22 protein-coding genes are annotated in these 21,633 nt (G+C 61.5%); 9 read left to right on the forward strand and 13 right to left on the reverse strand.

Translation table 11 applies throughout. The features are described from left to right. Window positions 1–2 precede the first annotated feature (2 nt). From MWL89_RS07135 to MWL89_RS07165, 7 genes are all read right to left on the reverse strand, one after another. Window positions 3–752, reverse strand: coding sequence for a GNAT family N-acetyltransferase (locus MWL89_RS07135; protein ID WP_244412400.1), 750 nt, complete (start codon window positions 750–752; stop codon window positions 3–5). 177 nt (window positions 753–929) lie between these two features. After that, complete coding sequence (locus tag MWL89_RS07140) at window positions 930–2,246, reverse strand: MFS transporter (protein WP_244412402.1); 1,317 nt, start codon at window positions 2,244–2,246, stop codon at window positions 930–932. 141 nt (window positions 2,247–2,387) lie between these two features. Beyond that, entirely contained in the window at window positions 2,388–3,080 is a 693-nt protein-coding gene (locus MWL89_RS07145) for a TetR/AcrR family transcriptional regulator (RefSeq protein WP_244412404.1), read from the reverse strand. Window positions 3,081–3,225: 145 nt separating this feature from the next. Further along, the gene (locus tag MWL89_RS07150; protein ID WP_244412406.1) at window positions 3,226–3,897 is read right to left on the reverse strand and encodes an SOS response-associated peptidase; all 672 of its coding nucleotides are present in this window, start codon (window positions 3,895–3,897) and stop codon (window positions 3,226–3,228) included. A gap of 32 nt (window positions 3,898–3,929) precedes the next feature. Next, entirely contained in the window at window positions 3,930–4,769 is an 840-nt protein-coding gene (locus MWL89_RS07155) for a protein-ADP-ribose hydrolase (RefSeq protein ID WP_244412408.1), read from the reverse strand. Then, window positions 4,766–5,632, reverse strand: coding sequence for an SIR2 family NAD-dependent protein deacylase (locus MWL89_RS07160; protein ID WP_244412410.1), 867 nt, complete (start codon window positions 5,630–5,632; stop codon window positions 4,766–4,768). Before MWL89_RS07160 ends, MWL89_RS07155 begins: the two co-directional genes overlap by 4 nt. Continuing rightward, window positions 5,632–5,778 (reverse strand): 4Fe-4S binding protein, encoded by a 147-nt coding sequence (locus MWL89_RS07165; RefSeq protein WP_244412412.1) that lies wholly within the window; start codon window positions 5,776–5,778, stop codon window positions 5,632–5,634. Before MWL89_RS07165 ends, MWL89_RS07160 begins: the two co-directional genes overlap by 1 nt. A 77-nt stretch (window positions 5,779–5,855) precedes the next feature. On the opposite strand from MWL89_RS07165, the gene MWL89_RS07170 reads away from it, so the two are divergent. Further along, the gene (locus MWL89_RS07170; RefSeq protein WP_244412414.1) at window positions 5,856–6,188 is read left to right on the forward strand and encodes a winged helix-turn-helix transcriptional regulator; all 333 of its coding nucleotides are present in this window, start codon (window positions 5,856–5,858) and stop codon (window positions 6,186–6,188) included. A gap of 242 nt (window positions 6,189–6,430) precedes the next feature. Here the strand turns inward: MWL89_RS07170 and MWL89_RS07175 are convergent, their stop codons facing one another. From MWL89_RS07175 to MWL89_RS07190, 4 genes are all read right to left on the reverse strand, one after another. Then, window positions 6,431–7,348 carry a LysR family transcriptional regulator gene (locus MWL89_RS07175; protein WP_244412416.1) on the reverse strand — a complete coding sequence of 306 codons (918 nt, stop codon included), beginning with the start codon at window positions 7,346–7,348 and terminating at the stop codon, window positions 6,431–6,433. 195 nt (window positions 7,349–7,543) lie between these two features. Beyond that, window positions 7,544–9,163: an FAD-dependent oxidoreductase gene (locus tag MWL89_RS07180; protein WP_244412418.1), complete on the reverse strand. Its 1,620-nt coding sequence runs from the start codon at window positions 9,161–9,163 to the stop codon at window positions 7,544–7,546. A gap of 331 nt (window positions 9,164–9,494) precedes the next feature. Next, window positions 9,495–9,767 carry a hypothetical protein gene (locus MWL89_RS07185; protein WP_244412420.1) on the reverse strand — a complete coding sequence of 91 codons (273 nt, stop codon included), beginning with the start codon at window positions 9,765–9,767 and terminating at the stop codon, window positions 9,495–9,497. Between the two features lie 10 nt (window positions 9,768–9,777). Then, entirely contained in the window at window positions 9,778–11,049 is a 1,272-nt protein-coding gene (locus MWL89_RS07190; RefSeq protein WP_244412422.1) for a DNA polymerase Y family protein, read from the reverse strand. 600 nt (window positions 11,050–11,649) lie between these two features. Here MWL89_RS07190 and MWL89_RS07195 point away from each other — a divergent pair. Beyond that, window positions 11,650–12,171 carry a hypothetical protein gene (locus tag MWL89_RS07195; protein ID WP_244412424.1) on the forward strand — a complete coding sequence of 174 codons (522 nt, stop codon included), beginning with the start codon at window positions 11,650–11,652 and terminating at the stop codon, window positions 12,169–12,171. A gap of 201 nt (window positions 12,172–12,372) precedes the next feature. Here the strand turns inward: MWL89_RS07195 and MWL89_RS07200 are convergent, their stop codons facing one another. Together MWL89_RS07200 and MWL89_RS07205 are read right to left on the reverse strand one after the other, a co-directional pair. After that, window positions 12,373–13,539, reverse strand: coding sequence for a prealbumin-like fold domain-containing protein (locus tag MWL89_RS07200; protein WP_244412425.1), 1,167 nt, complete (start codon window positions 13,537–13,539; stop codon window positions 12,373–12,375). 284 nt (window positions 13,540–13,823) lie between these two features. Beyond that, the gene (locus MWL89_RS07205; RefSeq protein WP_244412427.1) at window positions 13,824–14,810 is read right to left on the reverse strand and encodes a serine hydrolase domain-containing protein; all 987 of its coding nucleotides are present in this window, start codon (window positions 14,808–14,810) and stop codon (window positions 13,824–13,826) included. A 578-nt stretch (window positions 14,811–15,388) separates the two neighbouring features. Here MWL89_RS07205 and MWL89_RS07210 point away from each other — a divergent pair. The 7 genes from MWL89_RS07210 to MWL89_RS07240 all read left to right on the forward strand — a co-directional run bounded on the left by MWL89_RS07210 (window position 15,389) and on the right by MWL89_RS07240 (window position 21,550). Beyond that, on the forward strand, window positions 15,389–16,099 hold the full coding sequence (locus MWL89_RS07210) for a lantibiotic protection ABC transporter ATP-binding protein (protein WP_102378335.1): 711 nt from the start codon (window positions 15,389–15,391) through the stop codon (window positions 16,097–16,099). Beyond that, window positions 16,096–16,887, forward strand: a complete 792-nt coding sequence (locus tag MWL89_RS07215; protein ID WP_244412429.1) for a lantibiotic immunity ABC transporter MutE/EpiE family permease subunit — start codon at window positions 16,096–16,098, stop codon at window positions 16,885–16,887. Before MWL89_RS07210 ends, MWL89_RS07215 begins: the two co-directional genes overlap by 4 nt. Window positions 16,888–16,895: 8 nt before the next feature. Further along, window positions 16,896–17,699: an ABC transporter permease gene (locus tag MWL89_RS07220; protein WP_244412431.1), complete on the forward strand. Its 804-nt coding sequence runs from the start codon at window positions 16,896–16,898 to the stop codon at window positions 17,697–17,699. Further along, complete coding sequence (locus tag MWL89_RS07225; protein ID WP_244412433.1) at window positions 17,692–18,108, forward strand: hypothetical protein; 417 nt, start codon at window positions 17,692–17,694, stop codon at window positions 18,106–18,108. Before MWL89_RS07220 ends, MWL89_RS07225 begins: the two co-directional genes overlap by 8 nt. Window positions 18,109–18,253: 145 nt before the next feature. After that, on the forward strand, window positions 18,254–18,916 hold the full coding sequence (locus MWL89_RS07230; protein WP_244412435.1) for a response regulator transcription factor: 663 nt from the start codon (window positions 18,254–18,256) through the stop codon (window positions 18,914–18,916). Further along, window positions 18,904–20,400 (forward strand): sensor histidine kinase, encoded by a 1,497-nt coding sequence (locus MWL89_RS07235; RefSeq protein WP_244412437.1) that lies wholly within the window; start codon window positions 18,904–18,906, stop codon window positions 20,398–20,400. The genes MWL89_RS07230 and MWL89_RS07235 overlap by 13 nt, the downstream gene beginning before the upstream one ends. Before the next feature lie 217 nt (window positions 20,401–20,617). Next, window positions 20,618–21,550 (forward strand): magnesium transporter CorA family protein, encoded by a 933-nt coding sequence (locus tag MWL89_RS07240; RefSeq protein WP_244412439.1) that lies wholly within the window; start codon window positions 20,618–20,620, stop codon window positions 21,548–21,550. Window positions 21,551–21,633: the final 83 nt, after the last annotated feature.

Genomic DNA, 21,633 nt, shown 5'->3' on the forward strand with positions numbered 1-21,633 from the left:
CCTTACTTCTCGATCAGCTTCTTCAGCTGGTCGATGGCGAGCAGGTTCACGGATTCGAACTCGCCCCGGTAAAACGTGGCCCAGTTGTTGAAGACGCAGGGGAGCTCCTTCGCCTTCTGCAGCGTATCCACCTGGATCAGGGCGACGGCGACGCCGTTCTCTTTGCAGTACTGCCGTATCGATTCGACGTACTGGGGCACGAAGGGGCACTGCATGTCGTAGTAGATCGTCAGATCCTGGTTCTCGATGCGCTCTCTTTTGGCGTTTTGCGTGAACTGCGGCTCCGTTCCGTCGAACGAGAGCGCGAGCAACTCGTAGCCGCTGTCGGTCGTGTCGACGACTTCGAAGCCGTGCTTTTTCGCAAACGCTTGGTTGGACAGCCAGTTCTTCTGCCTCTTCGACCCGAGCATGCAGATGCCCGATTTGCCCTTTTGCCGAGCGTCGGCGATGCAGTATTCCAGCAGCTGCTTTCCGTATCCGTGCCCTTTGCAGGCACCGGTGACCCAGAGGCAGTACAGGTACACGTAGTTGTCGCCGACTATGGGAACCCAGGCTGTTTCGAGGGGCGCGTACTCGATGAAGACCGTGGCCTTCGCATCGAGCTTCCTGAAGACGTGGCCTTCGCCCAGCCGGTCTGCGAGCCATTGCCTCTTCGCTTCGACGCCGGGGTGCGGTTTCCTGCTGCGGATGATGCAGCACAGATGCTCGGTCGCTATGTTCTCGGGCGTCAGGTTGATGAACTCAGCGTCCATGGGCTCCCTCGTTTCGGGTCGGGTTCGATGCTTGCCTCGGTATGAACCCATCGTACCCCTGCGATGCCGCGTGCGTCTCCACGAGCGGCACATTGCTTAAAACAAACAAATGTTCTCCCTGAGGCGCTTGCTCGATGGGTTTTCGGCAAGCGCCTCGCTTTCATGGGGTTGCAGGCGTTACAGGGGGATGGTTTCCGATGCCGGCTTCTCGCAGGGGGTCGCCATCGGCTCGGCGCCGGTACCTGCGCCGGTACCGAATTCCTTGCGGAACGTTTTCGCCGCGAATACCGAAATGACGAGCATGACGAGTACGACGCATACGGCGAGCGCCGGCACGGAAACGGCATCGAAGCCGACGCCGTAGACGAGCTGACCTATAGGAAGGGCGATGTTCGCCGCCGACATGGTGAGGGCGATCACCTTGCCGATGAGGTCGGACGGCGTTTCCATCTGCAAAAACGATATGCCTATGATGGAGAACATCGAGCACATCGCCATGATCCAGGTGAGGCTGACGAGTAGGATCGCATACGTTGCCATCGGGCCTATGCCTGCGGCCATGACCACGGCGATGGGTACGAAGCCGAGCGCTGCCCCGAAGAGAAACCGGGGAGCTCTGGTGATGGGGAAGAGGCCGGGCTTCACGGATATGAGGATGCCGCCGATGAGTCCGCCGAGGGCGAGCGACGCTTCGGCGAACCCCATGAGCTGGTTGGAGAGCCCGAGCACCTCGGTGATCATGTAGGGGGTGCCCACCATGATGAAGGCCGAGGACACGAAGTTGATGACGGTGGCGAGCAGGATCGTCTTTCCCATGATCGGATTCTGCTTGAGGAATGCCGCCGCTTCTTTGATGTCGCTTTTCAGGATGCCGAGCGGGCTTCCGGTCGATTCGTGCTTGACGGGGGGAATCTTGACGAACAGGATAATGAGGATCGACGAGACGAAAAACGCAGCGATCGACACGATGACGATGGGCATGACGCCGAAGAATCCGAACACGAGTCCGCCGACAACGGGCCCTACGAGCCCCGTGAGCGCGCTTACCTGCGTGACGATGGCGGTAGCCGAGGGAATGCGGTCGTGCGCGACCACCGAGGGAACCGACGATTGGACTGTCGGCTGGTAGACGCTTTGCGCCGCGTACAGAAGCATGAGGATGACGATGGTCAGCACGACGAGATCGGCTGTTTGGGAAAGCAGGACATAGGCGAGCGCCGAGACGGCCATGACGAGGTCGAGTGCGGCCATGACGTACTTCTTGTTCACGCGATCGGCGAGCGCACCTCCGATGGGCGTGAGGAAGATGTAGGGGAGAAACGCGCACGCGACGACGATGCCGTAGAGGGTGGCCGACCCTGAGAGGTTCAAGAGGTAGAGCGGCAGCACGAACTTGAGGATGGCCTCCCCGAGCAGTGAGAACAGCTGGGCGGAGGCGACGGCTGCGAAGGGGGGCGTGAAGAGGCGATTGCGCGTTGCTTTCTGGCTTGACATTGCGGTCCTTTCAATTAAACATACATACGGTCGGTATGTATAAAGAGTAAAAAGAATGCTGCGTGAGCAGCGGTTGCGCGCTTATGCGGCAGGGGTCGGGTTTGGCGCGTGCGCGGAGCAGCGCGTTGTTCGGTCAAGCGGTCACGATACGCCTTCCTTCCCTTCGCTGAAGAGGTCTGCACGCTCTTCGAATACGACACGGTAGCGCTTGAGGGCTTCGGTCATGCCCGAATCGGCGAGCTCGACCCCGAGGGCGCTGGCGAGTTCGATGTAGAAGGCGATGCGCCCGCCCAGCTCCTCGGGCGTCGATGTGCGAAACATCGGACCGGCCCAGAGGTTGGCGAGGAGCACGAGCACTTCGCTCAGCTCCCTCGGATGGTTTGTCTTAATGCTCCCGTCGCGCACCCCTTGCTCGACGATCGGCAGGACGTAGTAGGGTACCGTTTCCTCGAGCACGGATTGGTACTGCAGGCCGAGCAGCCGGGAGTTCTTAACCGGATCGGTTGCCGGTGCGATCGTGGACCAGATTTCGAGCTGCGAGCCGTTGACGGAAGTTTCGAACAGCGCTTGGAGCTTCTGCGCCCCGGTCATGTGCGCGTCGTCGCGGATGCGTTTCAGCTCGCGGTACAAAGCTTCGTTCTCGCGATCGAGCGCGGCGGAGAGGATCTCGTCCTTCGACTTGAAATGGTGGTAGACCGCTCCTTTGGTGAGGCCTCCCAGGTTGTCGATGATGTCCTGGATGCTCGTGTTGTCGTAGCCTTTGGTGAAGAACAGCTCGAGCGCAACGTCGAGGATCTTGGCAACGGTCTCTTCGGGGTGTTTGTTGCGGGCCATCGATCCTCCTATCCTTCTGTGCCTGCGGGCGAGCGTTAAACATACCGTTGGTATGTATGATAGATCTCCAAATCATTCAGCGCAAGCGTTTTCTGGTCCCATCCAAAATGTTTCGGGATCAGTGGTGTTGGCGATCGACGGTATCTCACCACAGCGCCTGTTGGCCGGGGGCTGCCGGTTTGATCGGCCTCGCGGCGATCGCGGGCATGTTCGTCGCATCGGGCCCCTGCGCGGTGGCGGCAAGCGCGATGCCCGTGCGGTCGAACAGGTGCTCGAAATCGGGCGAAAACCACAGGGGCAGTTCGTGTTCGAGCAGTACGACAGGCATGCGGTCGTGCACGGGTTCGACCGCTGCGTTCGGGGCCGTGGTCATGATGGAGAAGCGGTCGTTTCGGTAGATGCCCGCCAAGAACAGCAGGCGGCGCGGACCGTCAAAGCGGTACTGCCGCTTGATCGGTTTGCCGGTCCGTTCGCTTATCGACGTCTCGGTTTTGTGCGGCTCGAAGAATCCGAATGCGGGCACCGCGCAACGGCGGTTCAGAAGGGAATCGCGCCACATGCTCGTTTCCGAAAGCGCGGTTTCCGAACGGGCGTTGAACACGACGCCGCTTTTGCCGGAAACGGTGTACCCCCAGGTCATATCCGCCACGCGGAGGCCTTCGGTGCACGGCACCACGAGCGGAACGGTCGAGCCGGGGTAGGCGTCGGTTGCCCGCGCCGGCCAATCGGGCATGACGTTGACGTGATTCTCTATCTCGATGTCGCGGACGATCAGCTCGATGACGTCGCGCGGAACCATGATGAAATGCCCGCACATGCCCGGTCTCCTTTCCTTGCCGCCTCAGGCGATCATAGCACGAGCAAACGCTCGTAGGCGATGCGATCCTCATCGGTAAACACGTTGAAAACCACGGTTTCGAGGGTCGTGTCGCGTGCGAGGAACTCTTCGACGGTGCGCAGCGCGATCTCGGCCGCCCGTTCGCGCGGGAAGCGGAACTCGCCCGTCGAGATGCAGCAGAACGCGATGCTTTCGAGCTTCTCTTCCGCCGCGGCCTCAAGGCACGAGGTGTAGCACGATGCGAGCTCGCGTTCTTGGCTCGCGCTCGGCGTGCCGAAGGTGACGGGGCCGACCGTATGCATCACGCGTTCGGCGGGCAGGTTGAAAGCGGGCGTGAGGGTTGCGGTGCCGGTGGGCTCGTCGCGTCTGCGGACTTGCATGATGTCGTTGCAGGCGAGGCGCAGCTGCATGCCGGCGAAGGTGTGGATCGCGTTGTCGATGCAGCGGTGGTTGGGAACGAAGCACCCGAGGAGCCTGCTGTTCGCGGCGTTGACGACGGCGTCGGCGGCGAGCGTGGTTATATCGCCTTGCCAAAGCGCCGTTCGCCCGCTGCGGCCGAGCGGCGCGATGCTCGATGCTTCGGTTGTGCCGCGGACGTCGCGGATGCGCGCGAGCACGCCGTCCTGCAGCTCGAGCAGGGCGTCGGCGGCGGGCACGGGCTCCCGCGTGTTCATAAGCGCCCGTACGAGGCGCCAGCGTTCGAGCGGGTCGTCGGGTACCGGGAGCCCGTGCAGATCCGGGCGCTCGGCAAGCAGCATTCCTGCGAGTTCGGCCGTGTCTGCGGGTTCGAAGAGGTCCGATGCGGGTGCTTTTGCGGGACCCGTGCGGTCGGGACGGAGGTTTTCGGTCACGGGCGGTCTCCTTCCCGGGTAAGGTCTGCGATCACCTGGGACATCTCTTCGGCGAAGGTTACAGTGCATTCCCCGTTTTCCGCCCATTCCCTCGGCTGGTCGCGGTTCAGCCTGACGAGCGTGACGTTTTCGGGATCGTTTAAGGCCATGTTCTCGAACGGGTAGCGGATGATGCCGGGCGTGTTGAACCCCACACCGAGCTCGAGCAGCACGGTGCGGGCGCTCGCACATGATCGGACGAAGGCGCCGTAGCGCTCGCTCGCTTCGCGCCAGGTCCCGTCCTCGACGAAAAAGGCGTCTTTGCGCACGTGGATATCCATGGGGCCGCCGCATACGGGGCATGCGGGCACGAGCTCGCGCGGGATGCGCAGGTCCTCGGTGCGCGCGGCCATGGCGCGCATGAGCCTCTCGTCGGGATAGAGCGCGTCGTGGCAGCCCTTCGCGCACTGGATGAAGCCGTAGTTTCCCTGCACCTCGAAGATGCGCGTGGTGGGGAAGCCCGATTTTTCGAACTGACTTTCCACGTTGGTGGTGATGACGAAGAAATCCCTGCCCTCGATGAGGCGGAGCAGGTCGGCGTAGAGGGCAAGGGGCGGCTCGTCGAAGTGGTTCGCGAGGACGTGCTTGGCCCAGTACGCCCATCGCTCCTCCTCGGTGGGGTAGGGGTAGAAGCCTCCCGCGTACATGTCGGGGATGCCGTAGCGCTCGATCCACGGAGCGAACAGCTCCTCGAAGCGCGCGCCGCCGTACGTGAGGCCCGCCGCGTCCGAAAGCCCGGCTCCGCCTCCGACGATGATCTTGTCGGCACTCGCAAGCGCCCGGCGAGCCGCTTCGATGCTGGTCCGGTAGTCGTATGCGGCCATCACGTGCTCCTCCCGATTGCGTCGTGCGGGCAGGTTTCGGCGCAGGCTCCGCAGCCGGTGCATGCGTCCGTGACGCGGTAGGGGCCTGCGAACGCGCATTCGCGGATGTCCTCGTGCAGGAAGCGGAGGTAGCGTTCTGCGTCCATGTCTTGCCCCTTTGTTCGTCAAGTTGGTATCATATATACGCCAACAGCCTTTGAGAAACCAGTCCGGAAGGACCGCCATGCCCGACGAGACCAAACCGCACCTGCCCGCCTGCCCGGTGGAGACCACCCTCACGCTCATCAGCAACCGATGGAGGGTGCTGATCCTGCGCGACCTCATGGACGGCCCGCGCCGCTTCGGCGAGTTCAAGCGGAGCATCGGCGCCATCACGCAGAAGGTGCTCACGGCGAACCTGCGCGCCATGGAGGAGTGCGGCCTTGTCACGCGCACCGTGTTTCCCGAAGTGCCGCCCCATGTCGAGTACGAGCTGACCGAGCTCGGGCACAGCCTCAAGCCCGTCCTCGACAGCATGCAGGAGTGGGGTGCGGGCTACAAGCGGGCGATCGGCTGATTCTGCCGCGCCTGCCTTGCGCGCGTTTTGCTCTTACGACCCTAGCATACAAGCGCGCCGCCCGATTGGTAAGTAAGCACTTCGAAGTGCGCTAGGTTTCTTTGGGATACTATAGGAGAAGAGCGCAGAGATGAGCTCTGCGGGCACGGAGGTGCACGCGGGAAGCCGATACGACCCTTCGGGTGTAAGCGCTATGTTCTGCCTTCGACGGACTCTTTGATAGATGGAAAGCCCCCAGGCTTCTAGCCATCGATACCGAAGCGAAGCCTTTGCTTCTGACACCTCTTCGCTAGAAAGGCAAGGAGGATCCTTTCGTCGTTGTCAATCTTCCTTGAGGATAGGCAAGACAATCCGATTTCCCAGAAGTCCTCGCAAGGAACCGCCGTCACCTGATCGCTTTGCCCAAGCAGAGAGACCACGTGAGCCGGCAAAAGGCAGACACCTTTGTTCTCCGCCGCCAGAGCATAAAGCCAGAACAGCTCGCTTGAGTTGATCCAGGAAAGAGGCGCGATATCTCCCTCATCGAGTATCCCGCTGAGTCTGTCAAACGTTTTGTACTGATACCCGACACCCAAGACCACCTCTCCCTGAAAATCCCGAGGCGTGAATCTTTCCAATTGTGATTTGGGGTTCTCCTTGTTAACGGCCACGAAGCCGCGAATCCTGTCGATGGTATGCGTTCGAAACCGCTTGTCGTACGGGGCCACGGTGATGGCGAAATCGTAATCCCCCTCCGCAAGACCTTTGTCCACTATAAAGTCAGGGCACTCCTCTACCCGCAAGGAGAACTCAGGATGGTCTAGCTCGAAATCGCTGAAGGCATCAAGTCCCAGATAGCCCATGACCCCCGTTGCGACGCCGAGGCGGATGGTCCTTTTCGCATTCCCAAGCATTCTGCTAAACTCGAATTCAAGGTATCGGATATCCTCGGCCCAATCTAGGGTCTGCTGGTAAAGCTTATCGGCGTACTCCGTCGACTCCAGCCGTGAGTTACCTGCAGGTTTGAACAGGCAGACGCCCAGCTCGGCTTCGAGCGAGCGGATCGCCTTCGCCAATCCCTGATAGCTTATGGGGATGGATCGCGCCGCATCGGCATAGTTACCGATTCTGTAGACCGCCATGAAGTAGGACAGACGCTCTGAGAACAAGTAGCGGTGCATAGCACACCTTCCATAGATAGGGTCGAACCGCATCCTGCAGCTGAGCAGTATATATGATCAAAGGCTCTGAGGTCCAGCGAGCATCTTAGACGCACGCTGGACCTCAGTTTTCTCATTGACTTTTCGTGGTCGCAAGCTCCCGTGCTGAGTCCTTCCTCGGTTCGGGAGCTTTCAAAGGGAAGCCATGCACCACCCTTAGGCGATATATGCTGCCGCCTGCTCAGCTGCGACCCTGCCCGTATAGATGCACCATGCCGCCTGGGAACCGGGAGCGACGTACACATTGTAGGTGTCGCCGTAGAGTCCGCCCGCATCGCAGCCGCCTGCATACAGGCCGGGGATGACGCTGCTGTCATCGCGAAGGACCTCAGCGTTGGGGTTCACCTTGACACCGCCGACGGTAGTCAGGTAGGAGACATAGCAATCCATCAGGTAGTATGGACCCTCCTCCATGGCGATCATGAACTCGGCGGGCTTGAACATATCCTCGTCCCTGCCATTTGCGCACATCTCGTTGTAACGATCGAGCGTTGCACGAAGCGCGTTACCGTCAAGGTCGAACTGAGCCGCCAAGTCCTCGACGGTGTCACCCTTAGCCACAATACCCATCTCGATAAGCGACTCCAGCTCCCTTGAGAGGTTGGGCATCTGAGTGCCTTTGAGGATGTGCGTGCCCACGCCAACAAGAGCGCCTTCGCCGCTCTCGAACCTGTCGACGAGAGCTTGGTTGACGAATGAGAGCACACGCTTTTGCTGGGCGCTGGACTGGCCGGCGTAGGAGAAGTTGCGCTCGAACATGTCTTCGCGTACGTAGCGCTGAGCCCTTTCGTTAAGCCAGATGGCAGGCTGGACACCGCAGGCGAACGCCTCGGAGACGCCGAAGGACGTTCCGATGACGCTGGGTCCACCCGTCATGAGGGTGCCGGGCGAAGACACCATGGCACCTCCGGCGGCCTTGACCATCTTGATGCCGTCGCCTGTGCGTCCGTTGTCGAGCATCGCCGCGACGAGGTCGGGGTTGTTGCCTAGCTCCTCGACAAGGCCCATGTTGTTCGAGAAACCGCCGGTGCCGACGATAACTGCTGGGCAGTCGATCTGCACGACCGTTCCATCGGCTCGCGCGGCCAGCAGGCCGGCGACGGATCCGTCTTCATTCGTCAGCAGCTTCTTGCCGGAAAGTTCGAACTCGGTTCTTATCTCGTGCTTCTCGACCGCCTTGATCATGTTCTCGACGAACTGGGCACCGGGAGCCGGCGCACCTTCGTACACATGCCAGCAGGGATCAGAGGCGCCCATGGCGCGGACTTCGGCAAACTTGATGCCGAGGCTTTCGCACCACTCAATGTTCGAGGCGCTCTTGTCGAAGAAGGCTTTGTAGAGCTCCTGGCTGGCCACATAATGATGGAACTCAACGGCCTTCACGAGGAGGTCGTCCTTGTTTAGTTCGATTCCGGCATCCTTCTGCCACTGGGTGCCGATGGCGAACATGCCTTCCGTTCCGGAAAAGCTTCCGCCAAGCTGGCTATGCTTTTCAATCAGGAGAACATCCAGTCCGAGCTGCTTCGCCTGAATGCTGGCAGCCATGCCGGTACCGCCACCGCCCACAACGCACACGTCGGCGGTAAGGGTCTCCGCGGGTTCGCCGAGCTCCTCGATGTCCCAAACCGACGGAGCTGCCTGAGCGGGTGCGGAGTCGTCTTCTCCCGACCCGTTCGCAGATGAGCACCCGTAAAGTCCGGCTCCCATGGCAAGGGAGGCCACTGCTGCGCCCTGCAGAAATCCGCGCCTCGAAATACTGTTTTGGTTGAGTTTCATAGTACCCCTCCATTTGTGATCGTCCTTCATGACGAGAAGAGATTACGAGCTTGCATGAATGAGGACAACAAATGCGCGTTTAACGCGAGGTTCACTCGATTGAACTGTTTGCTCAATGCTGGGAGCAACTGAACGATTCGCGGCAATCGAGACCCCTTCCAGCGTCACATGCAAGCCCGTCGAGTCAAACGCAGGTTCTTTCGCAAGGCCTTCACAATATTGGTACGCAGAATCAGTACACCGAGGTGAAAAACATATTTCGCGTCAAGCATCTTGCCGATCATCAGGTGGAAAAGAGTGCCAGCCTCTTATGCTGAAGCGAGTTTTCGCGTCAACGGGCTTCTCCTGTGCGCACCTTCTCCTCCACGAACCAGCGGGGGTTCTCGTAGAAGAGAAACGTATCCCTGTCCCGGATGCGCACGAGGAAGCGCACGCCGGTGCCGCCCACTTTGAGCGATGCGGCGCGGCGCGTGTCGAGGATCCGATCCACCTTGAACCGGCGGCCGTCTTCCCAGACGATCGAGAGCGGCCGCACCGACCCGTCTTCGCGGTGAAGCGCCACGACCTCCACGTAGCGCTTCTTCCTGCTTTCGATTCCCTTCATGGCGCATGCCTCACGAATGCAGGTATCCGACCGGGTGGACCGTGTTCTCGCCCTTGATGTCCACGCCGAGGAGCGCCTCGTCGACAAGCTCGGCGCCGCGCTGGATGCAGAGGTTGCCGAACCGCCGCCTCAACTCGTCGATCGTGAAATCGAGGCGCAGGGCGATGTCGCGTTTGCTCTCGAAGAGCGAGAGCTGCTCGGGCTCGCTTGCGGCTACGAGGTCGGTCGCGCGCACGTGGAGCCCGCGGATGGGCCGCGTGCCGTCGAACCGCTCGTTTGCGAGCACGAGCGTCCAAGCCGTCCGCGCCACGTCGCGCGTGGCGGCCGTCGCGTACGGCAGCTTGGTCTGGCGCGTGTAGCTCGTGAGGTCCTCGCCGTCGCGCACGCCGATCGCGATGGTGCGGGCGCGCATGCCGTCTTCGCGCAGGCGCTGCGCCACCGATTCGGAGAGCAGGTAGATGAGGGCCTTGGCATCGCTTGCGGTGAATATGTCGTGCGGGGCGGTGAGCCCGTTGCCGTAGCTCTTCACCGTACGCTCGACGTCCTTGCGCGCGGGGTCGTAGGCCTTCACCGGCGTCGCGTCCTCGCCGCGTGCGAAGGTGCGCAGCATCAGTCCGATCGTGCCGAAGCGCCGCTTCAGATAGGCGTCCGAGGCGTGGGCCAGATCCCCAATGGTTCTCACGTTGTAGGCGGCGAGTTTCCGCTCGGTGGCGTGCCCCACGTAGAGCAGCTCGCCGACAGGGGAGTTCCAGACGATGTCCTGGTAGTTCTCGCGCGTGATCTCGGTGATGGCATCGGGCTTTTCGAAATCGCTGCCGAGCTTCGCGAAGATCTTGTTCCACGAGATGCCGATGGACACGGTCACGCCGAGCTCGGCGCGGATGCGCTCGCTGATTTCCTCGGCCACAACGCGCGGCTGCCCGCCGTGCAGATGGATAGAGCCCGTGAGGTCGAGCCAGTTCTCGTCGAGGCCGAACGGTTCGACGAGGTCGGTGTACTGGTAGTAGATGTCGCGCGCCAGGGCGGAGTACTTCTTGTAAAGCGGGTAGTCTGGCGGCAGCACGACGAGGCCGGGGCACTTCGCCCGCGCCTCCCAGAGCGCCTCGGCCGTCTTGATGCCGTAGGCCTTCGCCTCCTGGCTCTTGGTGAGCACGATGCCGTGGCGCAGCTCCTCTTTGCCCGCCACCACGACGGGTTTGCCCCGAAGCTCCGGGTGCTCGGCCTGCTCGACCGACGCGTAGAAGGTGTTCATGTCGACGTGCATGATGATTCTCTCGTCCATAGCTCGCCCCGTTTCGATGTCGGCTGCCCCACGCAACCGGTAACTTCTTCAATAAAGTACAGATGTTCGCATCATTGAACGGGGAGCGCAAGCGAACAAACCGTGGAGATTGCGGGGCGAGAGTCGGGGCTGGGTTAGGGTTGGGGTTGGTTTGAGCGTAAAGTCGCGTTCGCCGTGGAACCCGGAGACGTACGGGAGCTTGACAACATCGACGGGTGCATCCACGCGAGCGGGATGTCGATGAGGGCGGCGCGAACACTTCGACGGCTTCCCGAGCGCCCGCACCCCGAGGTTCGTCTCCGAAGAGGGAGCCGGCCTCCTGCGGCCACCCGTGTTGTTAATGTAGGAAAAATGAATTATAATCACACCAATAAAGTTTTATCGGATCGCCGACTTTTCTTATCCTGGAGGCGGTGCCTATGTCGACCGAAGAAGAATCTTCCGATCGCCGGCCGGAGCTGATCAGCTTCAGGCGGTACCTCATCTAAACCAACTTTATCCCGTGTTGTGGTACCGCGCCCTTGACCGAAGCGGCCGTGTAGGATAGTCGTTCTTTTTCATGGAGCGGTTTTCGGGCGAGTAGGGAGCCATGGCTTCTCAATGAAAGGGGTGGTGCTTATGCGTGTCGAGACAATCAGCCTGAGACGGATTTTCGGGAAAAGGGTTCTAGGATACCTTTTCTTGATGTTGGCGGCTAGCATGGTCTGCATGGCTGTTCTCCAATCCTGCGCGCCGTCGCAGCGGGAGTCGTCGATCGAGGCAAATCCTGTTTCCGAGGAGCCTGTGTTTTCGGATGGGGTTTCTGCCGTCAATGCCGCAGGGCTCAACGTCGACTATCCCGTCAACGACTACGGCGAGACGTACGGGGGGCTTGATGACGTCCCCGAAGGGGCTTGGGGATCGTACGAGGATTTCGTCGGCATGTACCCGGATCTCATCCGCGTCGAGGCCACGAACGGAGCCGTCGGCTACGTGAAGAAGGAAGATTTTTTCGGGTCGCCCCCGGAGAGTCCAGAGGATACCGTCTGGGCGCAGACGGATAAGGCTATGCATGGAATTCCGCCCCTGACTGTCTACGATGTGGACGGCAGGACGGAGCTTGGGAGTTTCGCTATCGGATAGGGAGTGGAACGAAGAAAGATAAAGCATCGAGAAAAGGGTTTTTTTAGTCCGATATTCTCTATCTCAGCACCTTTTGCCCGACAAGAGATGCTGAGGCAAGAGCCCTGTGCTTCCCGTAAGAGCATCGTCGACGAATTCAGGTACCCAAAAGGGTGTCCGTTCCCATCAAGAGTATTGCAGCCCCGCGAGCTCCCAGTTCATCTAACCGACTGATTGAACGACTGCGTCACTAGGGTTTTTGTCTTTTTCGACTTGATATGCTGTGATGGGTTCATCGTTTTGCAGCGGGTTCCCTGCTACATGAACAGTCCATTTTCCTGAACCATCAACTTGCACTGGATCGCAGTAATAAGGCCTATCGGGCAACAAGACGTAGACCGTTGCATAGGGTACGCCGTCTCCGGAGATGGTGGAACTGCCAGCTGGCGTAGCGTCTATCGTGGGTTCGTCGCTCTTGAGCAGAGGCATGTTTCCGATGGTAGCCTGTTCTATGGGCTGGCCATCGATGTTCACGCCGCGCGCAGAGACCGTAATCGTGTAGGTGGAAGTCCCGAGGTGATAGCCGGCAGGTGCTTTGGTCTCAACCAGGCTATGGGTTCCGAAAGGTATATCGGTAAAGCTCACCGTGCCGCCGGAGCCGGATGTGGCAGTGCGTACGCTGCCGTCTTCGAGGGTCAAGGCAAACTCCGCTTCCGCTAAAGGATTGTAGGGCTGCGAAGCCTTAATCTTCGAGAAGCTGAAGTCCTTGGTTTGAAGCGGCATCGTATAGCTCGCTTGTGCTTCTAGCTCGTAGGCTTCGCCTTTGACCGTGATGTTTTCTTTGGCCGACAGGCTCGATTCGCCTGCAAAAGCCTCAGGTGATGGCACACTTACCGAAATCGGTAAGGCGAAGGCAAGCAGAAGGGCAAGCGTGAACAGACCGTGCCTCCCTTTGATCTTCTTGCGTGAATACGCGAGCACGAGGATGGATGCTACGAGCACGGCAAAGACCAGCAAAGCACCGGCCACGGCTTCGTCGTAGGTCTTAGCGAGGCCGCTCGATTGACCGGGTGTTGTGTTGTTACCGAGGTCAGCAGGCTTGGTATCGGCGGGAACGCGTGCCGTGAAGTCCAGCGTAAGCGACTCCCCCGAAGCGAGGCTTGCCGCGTCTAGGCTTTGGCCGCTGAGAGAAGAATCGAGACCGGCGGGAAGGATAGCATCAAGCGTCACATCTTCGATCGCGAAAGAATTGGTGTTGGTGACGATGGCGCGCCCCTCGATGGTGTCACCGGCACTGTACTGTGCTTTGTCGGTGGTGAGCTCTAAGACGACACCGTCTTGAGAGGCTTGCGCGGCGTATGCGGTATGGGGATGAGAAGCACCGTGCAAACTGCGAGCATGAATGCAATCGGCATAAGCGGATTTCCCAAAGGCTTCGTTTTCATGTGTAACCTAATATCGTATGTTACCTTTCTCTATTCTAGCATGTCATTCAGTGCATTTTCACCCAAAGAATGCAGAGAAAGATTGGAGGTTACCTACCGGGGACGGCGGATACGATGAACCCTGGTGCTGAAAACGGCCGCACTCGCAACGAGCTGCTATGCCGAGGGACACCACGCTCTGTGCGTTTATCGAAGGAGCTTCGAACGGAAGACGATCTCGCTGTCTGCCTATTCGCTCTTGATGAGCGAAAGAGCGATCCCGTCCTCAGGCCAAGCCAGGTACTTGATGCAATTCGAGAGCAGCACAACGGCCCGTTCTCTCTTTTTGCTGAACGCCAGAAAAGCATGGAACGAACCCGTTCTTCCGTTGTGCCAAACGGTATCGTCATCTTTTTCGATCATCCAGCCGAGGCCCACGTCGAGATGCTTGTCGGAAACTCGCTTCTGGTGGCTGTAGGCGAGGTGGCTTCTCTCGCCGTAAAGGTTCATTTTGGCAAACGCGAGCATGTCGGATGCGTTCGAGCAGATGCATCCGGCGGGAGCGTAGGCCGAATCGTCGGACCATGTCCAGTTTCCCAGGTCGGCCTCTTTCTTGAAGCCGTGAACCATGCAAAGCTCATTCGAGTTGCACGAGGTCGCTGCCAGTCCAAGGTCTTCTTTGATGTAGGTGGTGATGCAGTCGAAATACCTTTTGCCCATCGCTTGGCCGAGCGCGTGCCCCAGCACCGAATACCCGAAGTTCGAGTACTGAAACTTCCCTTCCTTTCGCGGTTTGCGGGAAGCCTCGAGTATCGAGTCGATAAGCCAGTCCGACGTAAAGCCGTCGAAGGGGTTGCTCTGTTTTTTGCCCGAAGAGAAGACATAGGAAAGGGCATCGAGTTTGGAGTCGAAGAGGTCGGGATCAGCATAGCCCGACGTATGGGTGGCGAGCTGCAGAATGGTCGGGTAGGAAAGCCCGGCGGGCAGATCGATGTGACGATCGACGGTGTCGTCGAGGCGCAAGAGGCCTTCTTCCAGGCATTTCGCAAGCAGGGTCGCGAGGAACACCTTCGAGATGGAGCCCACTTCGTAGGAGCGGCTCTCGGGCGCGACGGGCACGCCGCCGCTCCCGAAGCTCCTGATATCGTCGACGCCTTTTTCGTGCGTCGCAACGGTTAGGACAACGTGCGGCTTGTTCTTGCAGTACTTCTGGATATCGCTTTCGTCGAGGTGCATGAGAAAACCGCCTGTTCCTTGTTTCGTCTTCGTGCTAAGCCGGGTGCGCCCGGTGCTTCGTTGGTTGGGTGCTTCGAGGAGTGCATACGCATTCTATCATGGGGCCTTCTCGGCTCAGGGGCCCTAGCGGTATCGGAAAAGACGAATCGCGGCCGCGCTCGCGTTTGCGCGGAAAGCCATTCGTTTGCGCAATGACGCCCAGGTAGTCCATGATCGCGTGGATGAAGATGGGGACAAAGAGCGATTTCGACTTGTAGAGCGCGAAGGCGAAGGTCGTGAACAGGAGGTAGGCTGCGCAGACAGCGAGAGCTCTGCAGACCTCGCGCCAGTCGTTTTTCGGCTTTTCGTCCAGGCTGGTTTGCACTCGGATCTCTCCTAGGTGGTTGCGTTCCGGTCCGATGGTATGCCCAAAACAGCGTTCCTCGGTGCGTTCGGCGGCGAAAAGGCGCCCGCGATTCCGACGAATCCTTCGCATTTCCGTGCCTCCGTTACAGCTTCGTTAGACTTGGCCCTCATGCTGGTACCAGTAACCGAGAACGACGTCCGCTGCGAGGCGGACTCAAACGAAGGGAGACGGCATGGATTGCATGCTCGAAACGCGGGGGCTCACCAAGCGCTTCGGCCGCGGCGACAACGCCCAGACGGCTGTGGCGGATGTGAGCCTGCATATAGGCAACGGCGAGGTGTACGGGCTTTTAGGCCCCAACGGCGCGGGTAAATCGACCACGCTCAAGATGATCTGCGGGATGCTGCGCCCCACGGAAGGCCAGATGATCTTCGACGGGCACCCGTGGCAGCGCGACGACCTCTACGCCATCGGTTCGCTCATCGAGGAGGCGCCGATCTATCCGAACCTCACCGCCCGCGAGAACCTCTGCGTGCGCGCCACGCTCTTGGGCCTGCCGAAGGAGCGCATCGACGAGGTGCTCCGCACGGTCGACCTCGAAAACACCGGCAAGAAGCGCGCCGGACGCTTCTCGATGGGCATGAAGCAGCGGTTGGGCATCGCGCTCGCGCTCCTCGCTCATCCGCGCCTCCTCATCCTGGACGAACCCACCAACGGGCTCGACCCCATCGGCATCGAAGAGCTGCGCGACCTGATCCGATCGTTTCCGACGCACGGCATCACGGTGCTCGTGTCGAGCCACATCCTCACCGAGGTGCAGCAGATGGCCGATCGCATCGGCATCATCACGCAAGGACGCCTTTCCTACGAGGACGTGCTCCGTCCGGGCGAGGATCTCGAAAAGCTCTTCATGGACGTGTGCCGGAAGGGAGGGGCTGCATGATGGAAGCGCATCTTCAAACGACGCTCATCTCGGCGCTGCGAGCCGAGGCGCTCAAGTTCCACCATGCGGCTCCCGTGCGCCTGGCCATCGTCATGGCGCTGCCGTTCGCGCTTTTGGGCGCGATGACGGGCTTTGGCGGCATGCTCTCGTTCTCGCCATGGAACTACTGGTACGCCCTGCTCATGCCTGTGACGATCGCGCTTGTGACGGCGTGTGTGGCGAACGCAGACGCGCGGCTCAAAAACCGCTCGATCCTCGGGGTGGGAACGTCGCTTCGCACTTCGTGGTGGGCGAAAGTCCTGTACTGCCTCGGCCTCTCGCTTCTGTCCAACCTCGTCGTCTTCGCGATCTACCTGGTTACGGCGGTCTTCGGTGCGGGAGGGCCTGCCCCAGACATGTTGTTCGCAGGCGCGCTTACGATGCTCTCGGCGGCGCTCGCCGTAGTGGTAACGAGCGCGTGGATGATTCCGGTCGGGTTGTTCCTTACGGCCCGCGCGGGCATGCTCGCGGGCATCTTCGTGCCTCTGGCGGTGCAGCTCGTGGGCGGGTTCGCCTGGTCTGCGATACCGGTCCCGCAGCTCTTTCCGCCTTCGGCCACCATGGTGATACCCACGGCGTTTCTGCCGGTGCTGCCGAGCGGCGAGCCGCTTGCGGCCGACACGGTGCTCGGCGGGGCGCTCGCTGCATCGGGCTCGCTCACCGTGGCGGGGCTTGCAGTGGCCGCAGCCGTGTTCGCGGCGCTCTCGGTCGCGGGCGCCGCATGGCTCAAGAGGTCGGAGGAGCTATGATGCCCCGTATGACGTTTCTGCGAGCTCTGCGCTGCGAGTTCATGCGCCTTCTGCGCTCGCCGCTCGCGCCTGCGCACGGCGTGTGCGCCCTTGCAGGCGGTCTTGCCTGTGGAGCGTACTTCGCCGTCGCACCGTGGGATCCCTCGATGGGAGCGGACGCCTACGTGCAGCTGCTCGGTGCCATGATGCCCCTCATGGCGGGCATCGTCTGCGGCCTTTCGGTGGAAGAGGAGCGGCGCGCAGGCGGGCTTTCCAACCTCACGGCCGTTCCCTCGCGGCGCATCGCCGTTGCGGCCAAGGGCTCGGCGCTCTGGCTCATGGGGCTTCTCGCCCTCGCGCTCGCCGTCGGCATCTTCGCCGGCATCCTCGCCGGGGCAGGCAGGCTCGCACTGGGAGCAGGCACGCTTGCGCTCTCGGTCGGCGGCCTCGCTCTCGGCAGCGCGCCTCTGTACGCGCTCATGCTGGCGCTCTCGCTTCGCTTCGGGCGCAACGTCACCATCGGAGTGGGGGCGGCGGGTCTCATCCTCGCGTTCTTCTCAATGGGCGGCCTTGCCCACGGCCTCATGACCGGCGAGCTCACGGCGGTGACTTCGGGGCTGCTCGGCCTCGAGCCGTTCGCCCTGCCCGCGCGTTTGGGTTCGCTTGCCGTGGAGGGGGCCATAGCCGAAGCGCTCGGATCCGCGCAAGCCGCTTCGCAGGTATCCGCCGCCGCGACAGACGCGTCGCTTCTGTGCGCGGCCCTCACGCTCGTTGCGGTAGCGGCGCTTCTCGCATGGTTCGAACGGTTCGAAGAAGGGAAAACCTATGTCTAGCTCTGAAAGGCGGACGCACCGCTTTGCCGCTCTGCTCCTCGCGCTTGCGGCTGCGGTTGTCGCATTGGCTCTGGCGCTTCCGGGCTGCTCCGGCGGTTGGGGCGCGGCGGCGCAATCGGTCCTCGACCGGCTTATGCCCGGTCCCGAGACGACGATGTGGGCGCCGGTGCCGCAGCCCGATTCCTATACGGACAGCTACAGCGATGCGACGGGCGCGGGCACCAACTACGTGTACAGAATCGATGCAGCTACCGAGGGAGGCGACCGCCGCGAGCTTACGATCATATCCTTCGGAAACAAGGCGACGGGCGAGGGCTATCTCGAGATCGATGCCAAGGGCTCTTCGGGCGTCCATTACCGTGCCGTCGACGAGGCCGAGGTGCCCGAGGGCGCCAAGGATGCCCTGTAGGGCATGCGGCCCGGCTTGGAAGGCCGTGAAGGCCGAGCGGAAAACCTGCGTGGCGGGCGGGGCTGGCGGATAGGGTTCGCTGTCGAACTGCGGACAATATCAGGTATCATGGCGAGAACACGACGGACAGGGAGGTGCGCAAGCGATGGCGCGCATACTGGCTATAGACGACGAGCAGGCGATACTTGCCGCGCTTGAGCGTGTGCTCAGGCGAGACGGGCACGAGATCGTATGCGTTACGGAGCCAGCGGAAGCGCTTTCCATGGATCTTGCGCGCTTCGACCTTGTTCTCTGCGACGTGATGATGCCCGAGCTCGACGGGTTCGACCTGGTGAGGCGGATCCGCCCGTGCTTCGACGGCCCTATCGTCTTTCTCACCGCCAAGGTTGCCGAGGAAGACGCCGTCGTGGGCTATGGCTTGGGAGCCGATGACTACGTGCGCAAGCCCTTCGGCGCAGCCGAGCTGCGCGCGAAGGTCGCCGCTCATGTAAGGCGCGAGCAGCGCGAGCACGCGAACGCCCTGACCCTCGGAAACGTGCGTGTGAACCTCGGCACCAAGGAGGTCTTTGTGGGCGACGCACTCGTTCCCCTCACGCCCACCGAGTACGAGATCTGCGAGCTTCTGGCACGTCGCCGCGGGCAGGTGCTCTCGCGCGAGCAGATTCGCGTATCGGCGTTGGGTTGGGACAGCGATGCGGACGATGCCGCCATCTCCATGCATGTGAGCCGCGCACGCAAGAAGCTCGCCAGCGCGGGCGTCGATCCCATCGCAACCGTGTGGGGAGTGGGGTACAAGTGGCAGCTGTGAGGCTTTCCGGGCGGGGCATTCCGCTTTCGCTCGTTATCGTGCGCTACTTCATCTACGTCATCGTTGCCGTCGCCGCTGTGTGGATGGTGTCGTTCATGGCCATCTCGATGGCGATCAACGCGGGCGCCGTGTATCCGGCAAGCTACGGGGCGGGGCACGTCGACGAGACGGTCGAGGCTCTGCGCTCCGCGCCCGAGTTCGACCCCGATGCGGTTCCGACCGCCTACCGCTATCTGCGCATAGACGATGCGGGCGCTGTGCTCGACGGCGACATGCCCGACGAGGACCTGGAATCCGCGCTGAGCATCGCCCGCGAGCATCTTGGCGACGGGGGGACCGCGAGCGAACAGGCGGCGGTAATCGGGAAAAACGGCATGACCTACACGGTGTTCGGGCTTCCCGATGGATCGACATGCCTGCTTGCGAGTGAGTTCATGCCGCAGTTCACCTCCCGCGAGCTTCGCGACGTGCTTCCCAACCCGCAGAACATCATGCTCGTCGTCGCCTGCGCGGGAAGCATCGCCTCCATTCTGCTCATCTCGCACCGTGCGAGCCGCGTCATAGCACGCAAGATGGCACCGCTCACGGGCGCGGCGGAGCGTATCGCGCAGGAGGATCTGGATTTCACGGTGGACTCGAGCAACGTGCGGCAGGTGAACGAGGTGCTCGAAGCGATGGAACGCATGCGCTCTTCGCTCAAGGAATCGCTCGAAGCCCGCTGGCGGGCCGAGCAGGCGCAGCGCAACCAGGTGGCCGCGCTTGCCCACGACCTCAAGACGCCCCTTACCGTGGTGCGCGCGAACGCCGACTACGTGGCGGAGGAAGCCTGCGGGTTAGCCGGTTCCGAAAGCGCTTCTGCGTCGGGAGAACTCGAGGACGTTACCGCTGCGGCCCGCGACATCGCTGCGGCGGCGGAGCGGCTCGACGAATACGTGCGCCTGCTCATCGAGGCGTCACACGGCGAGGCTGCGGCCTGCACCAAAGCGCCCGTTCCGCTCGACTCTTTTGCCGATGAGCTCAAGGCGGAGGCGGCGGCGCTTGCGCGAACGGCGAACATCGAACTCGGTATCGTGTGCGGCCGGCTTGCAGGGGCCTGCATCGAAGCGGATCGGGAGGCGCTCAGGCGGGCCGTCATGAACGTCGTCGCAAACGCGCTCGATCACGCACGCGGGCGCATCGAGCTCTCTTTCGGATTCGACGAAGGCGGCACCTCCTTCGCGGTGGCGGTAGACGATGACGGACCGGGCTTTTCCGCGGAAGCGCTCGAACGGGGGTGCGAGCGGTTTTTCCGCGGCGATTCGTCGCGGAGCGCCGCCGCGTCCGTTGCGCACTACGGCATCGGGCTCTCTGCCGCATCCGAGGCAACGCATGCGCACGGCGGGACGGTCGAGCTTTCCAACAGGACAGACGAGGCGGGGCGCATCGTCGGCGCGCGCGTTATCATGAGCATTCCCTGCTCAAGCGGGGGTCCGCTTCGGGTGTGACCTCGTAGGTTTCGCATCGAGCGGACGGCGTGCCCGTCATTTGGTCGACGCCGCGCCTGAAAAACGTAAGAATGGACTATAATCGAATATCGGAGGCGCTGCGCGCTTCGCCGAACGCATGGCTCGCCGCGCCGATGTGCCGGGCTATCGTATGCAAAGGAGTGTGCTTCGTGACAACCGTCGACGTATCCGCCCGCCTGTTGCGAGGTGTAGGCGCATGATCGAGTACTTCCGCACCGATGAGCACTGTTCGCTCAAAAAGATCGACAAGGAGGAGCCCGGCTGCTGGATAGCCGTGTTCGAGCCGACTTCCGATGAGCTCTCCCATGTGCGCGCCGGGTTCGGCTTCGCAGAGGAGGACGCTCTCGCCGCGTTGGACCTCGAAGAGGTCTCGCGCATCGAGGACGACCACGGCTACACCATGTTTATCCTCGACACGCCGGTGCGCGACCGCTCGTCCAACGAGCGCAGCTACAAGACCATCCCGATCGCGCTGTTCGAGACGCCACAGAACGTGGTGACCATCTGTTCGGTGTACAAGATACCGCTCATCGACCAGCTCAAGGCGTCGAAGGAGCTCTCTCCGACCGAAGACGTGCATGCGTTTGCGGCCGACATCCTCATGGCCTCGTCCTCGGCCTACTTCATGGCGCTGCGCATCATCAACCGACGGCGCGCCGAGCTCACGTCCACGACGAAGCGCCCTTCGCGCAAGGCGCTTGAGGATCTCTACGTGCTCGATTCCTCACTCGTGTACTTCAAGACATCGCTCGTCACCAACGATGCGATCTTCGAGAAGTACCTGCGTCGGTCGCCCTTTCCCACTGAAGACGACCGCGGCCGCTTCGACGACGTGCTGATAGAGAACCGCCAGGCGCTCGAGACGACGCGGATATACTCCGAGATCCTCGATTCCACGATCAACCACTTCAGCCTGCTCATGGAACACGATCTGAACCGCACGATGCAGGTGGTGGCTACGGTAACGCTTGTGCTGTGCATACCCACGGCGGTGGCGGGGTTCTTCGGCATGAACCTCTTGGGCATACCCCTTGCGGACTACCCGTGGGGCTTCGCCGTGGTGGCCGGCTGCACGACGCTCGTCGCTCTGACGCTCCTGTTCGTGCTGAAGAAGCTCCGCTGGTTCTGACGCCCAAGCGCACGGATGCAGGATGCCTGCGGTCGCCATCGTTTGCGGGCGGGTGCGGGTGAGGGCTCGCTCGGTTCGGGCGG

Origin of the sequence: Raoultibacter timonensis (genome assembly GCF_022845715.1) — a bacterium.
Classification (GTDB): Bacteria; Actinomycetota; Coriobacteriia; order Coriobacteriales; family Eggerthellaceae; genus Raoultibacter; species Raoultibacter timonensis.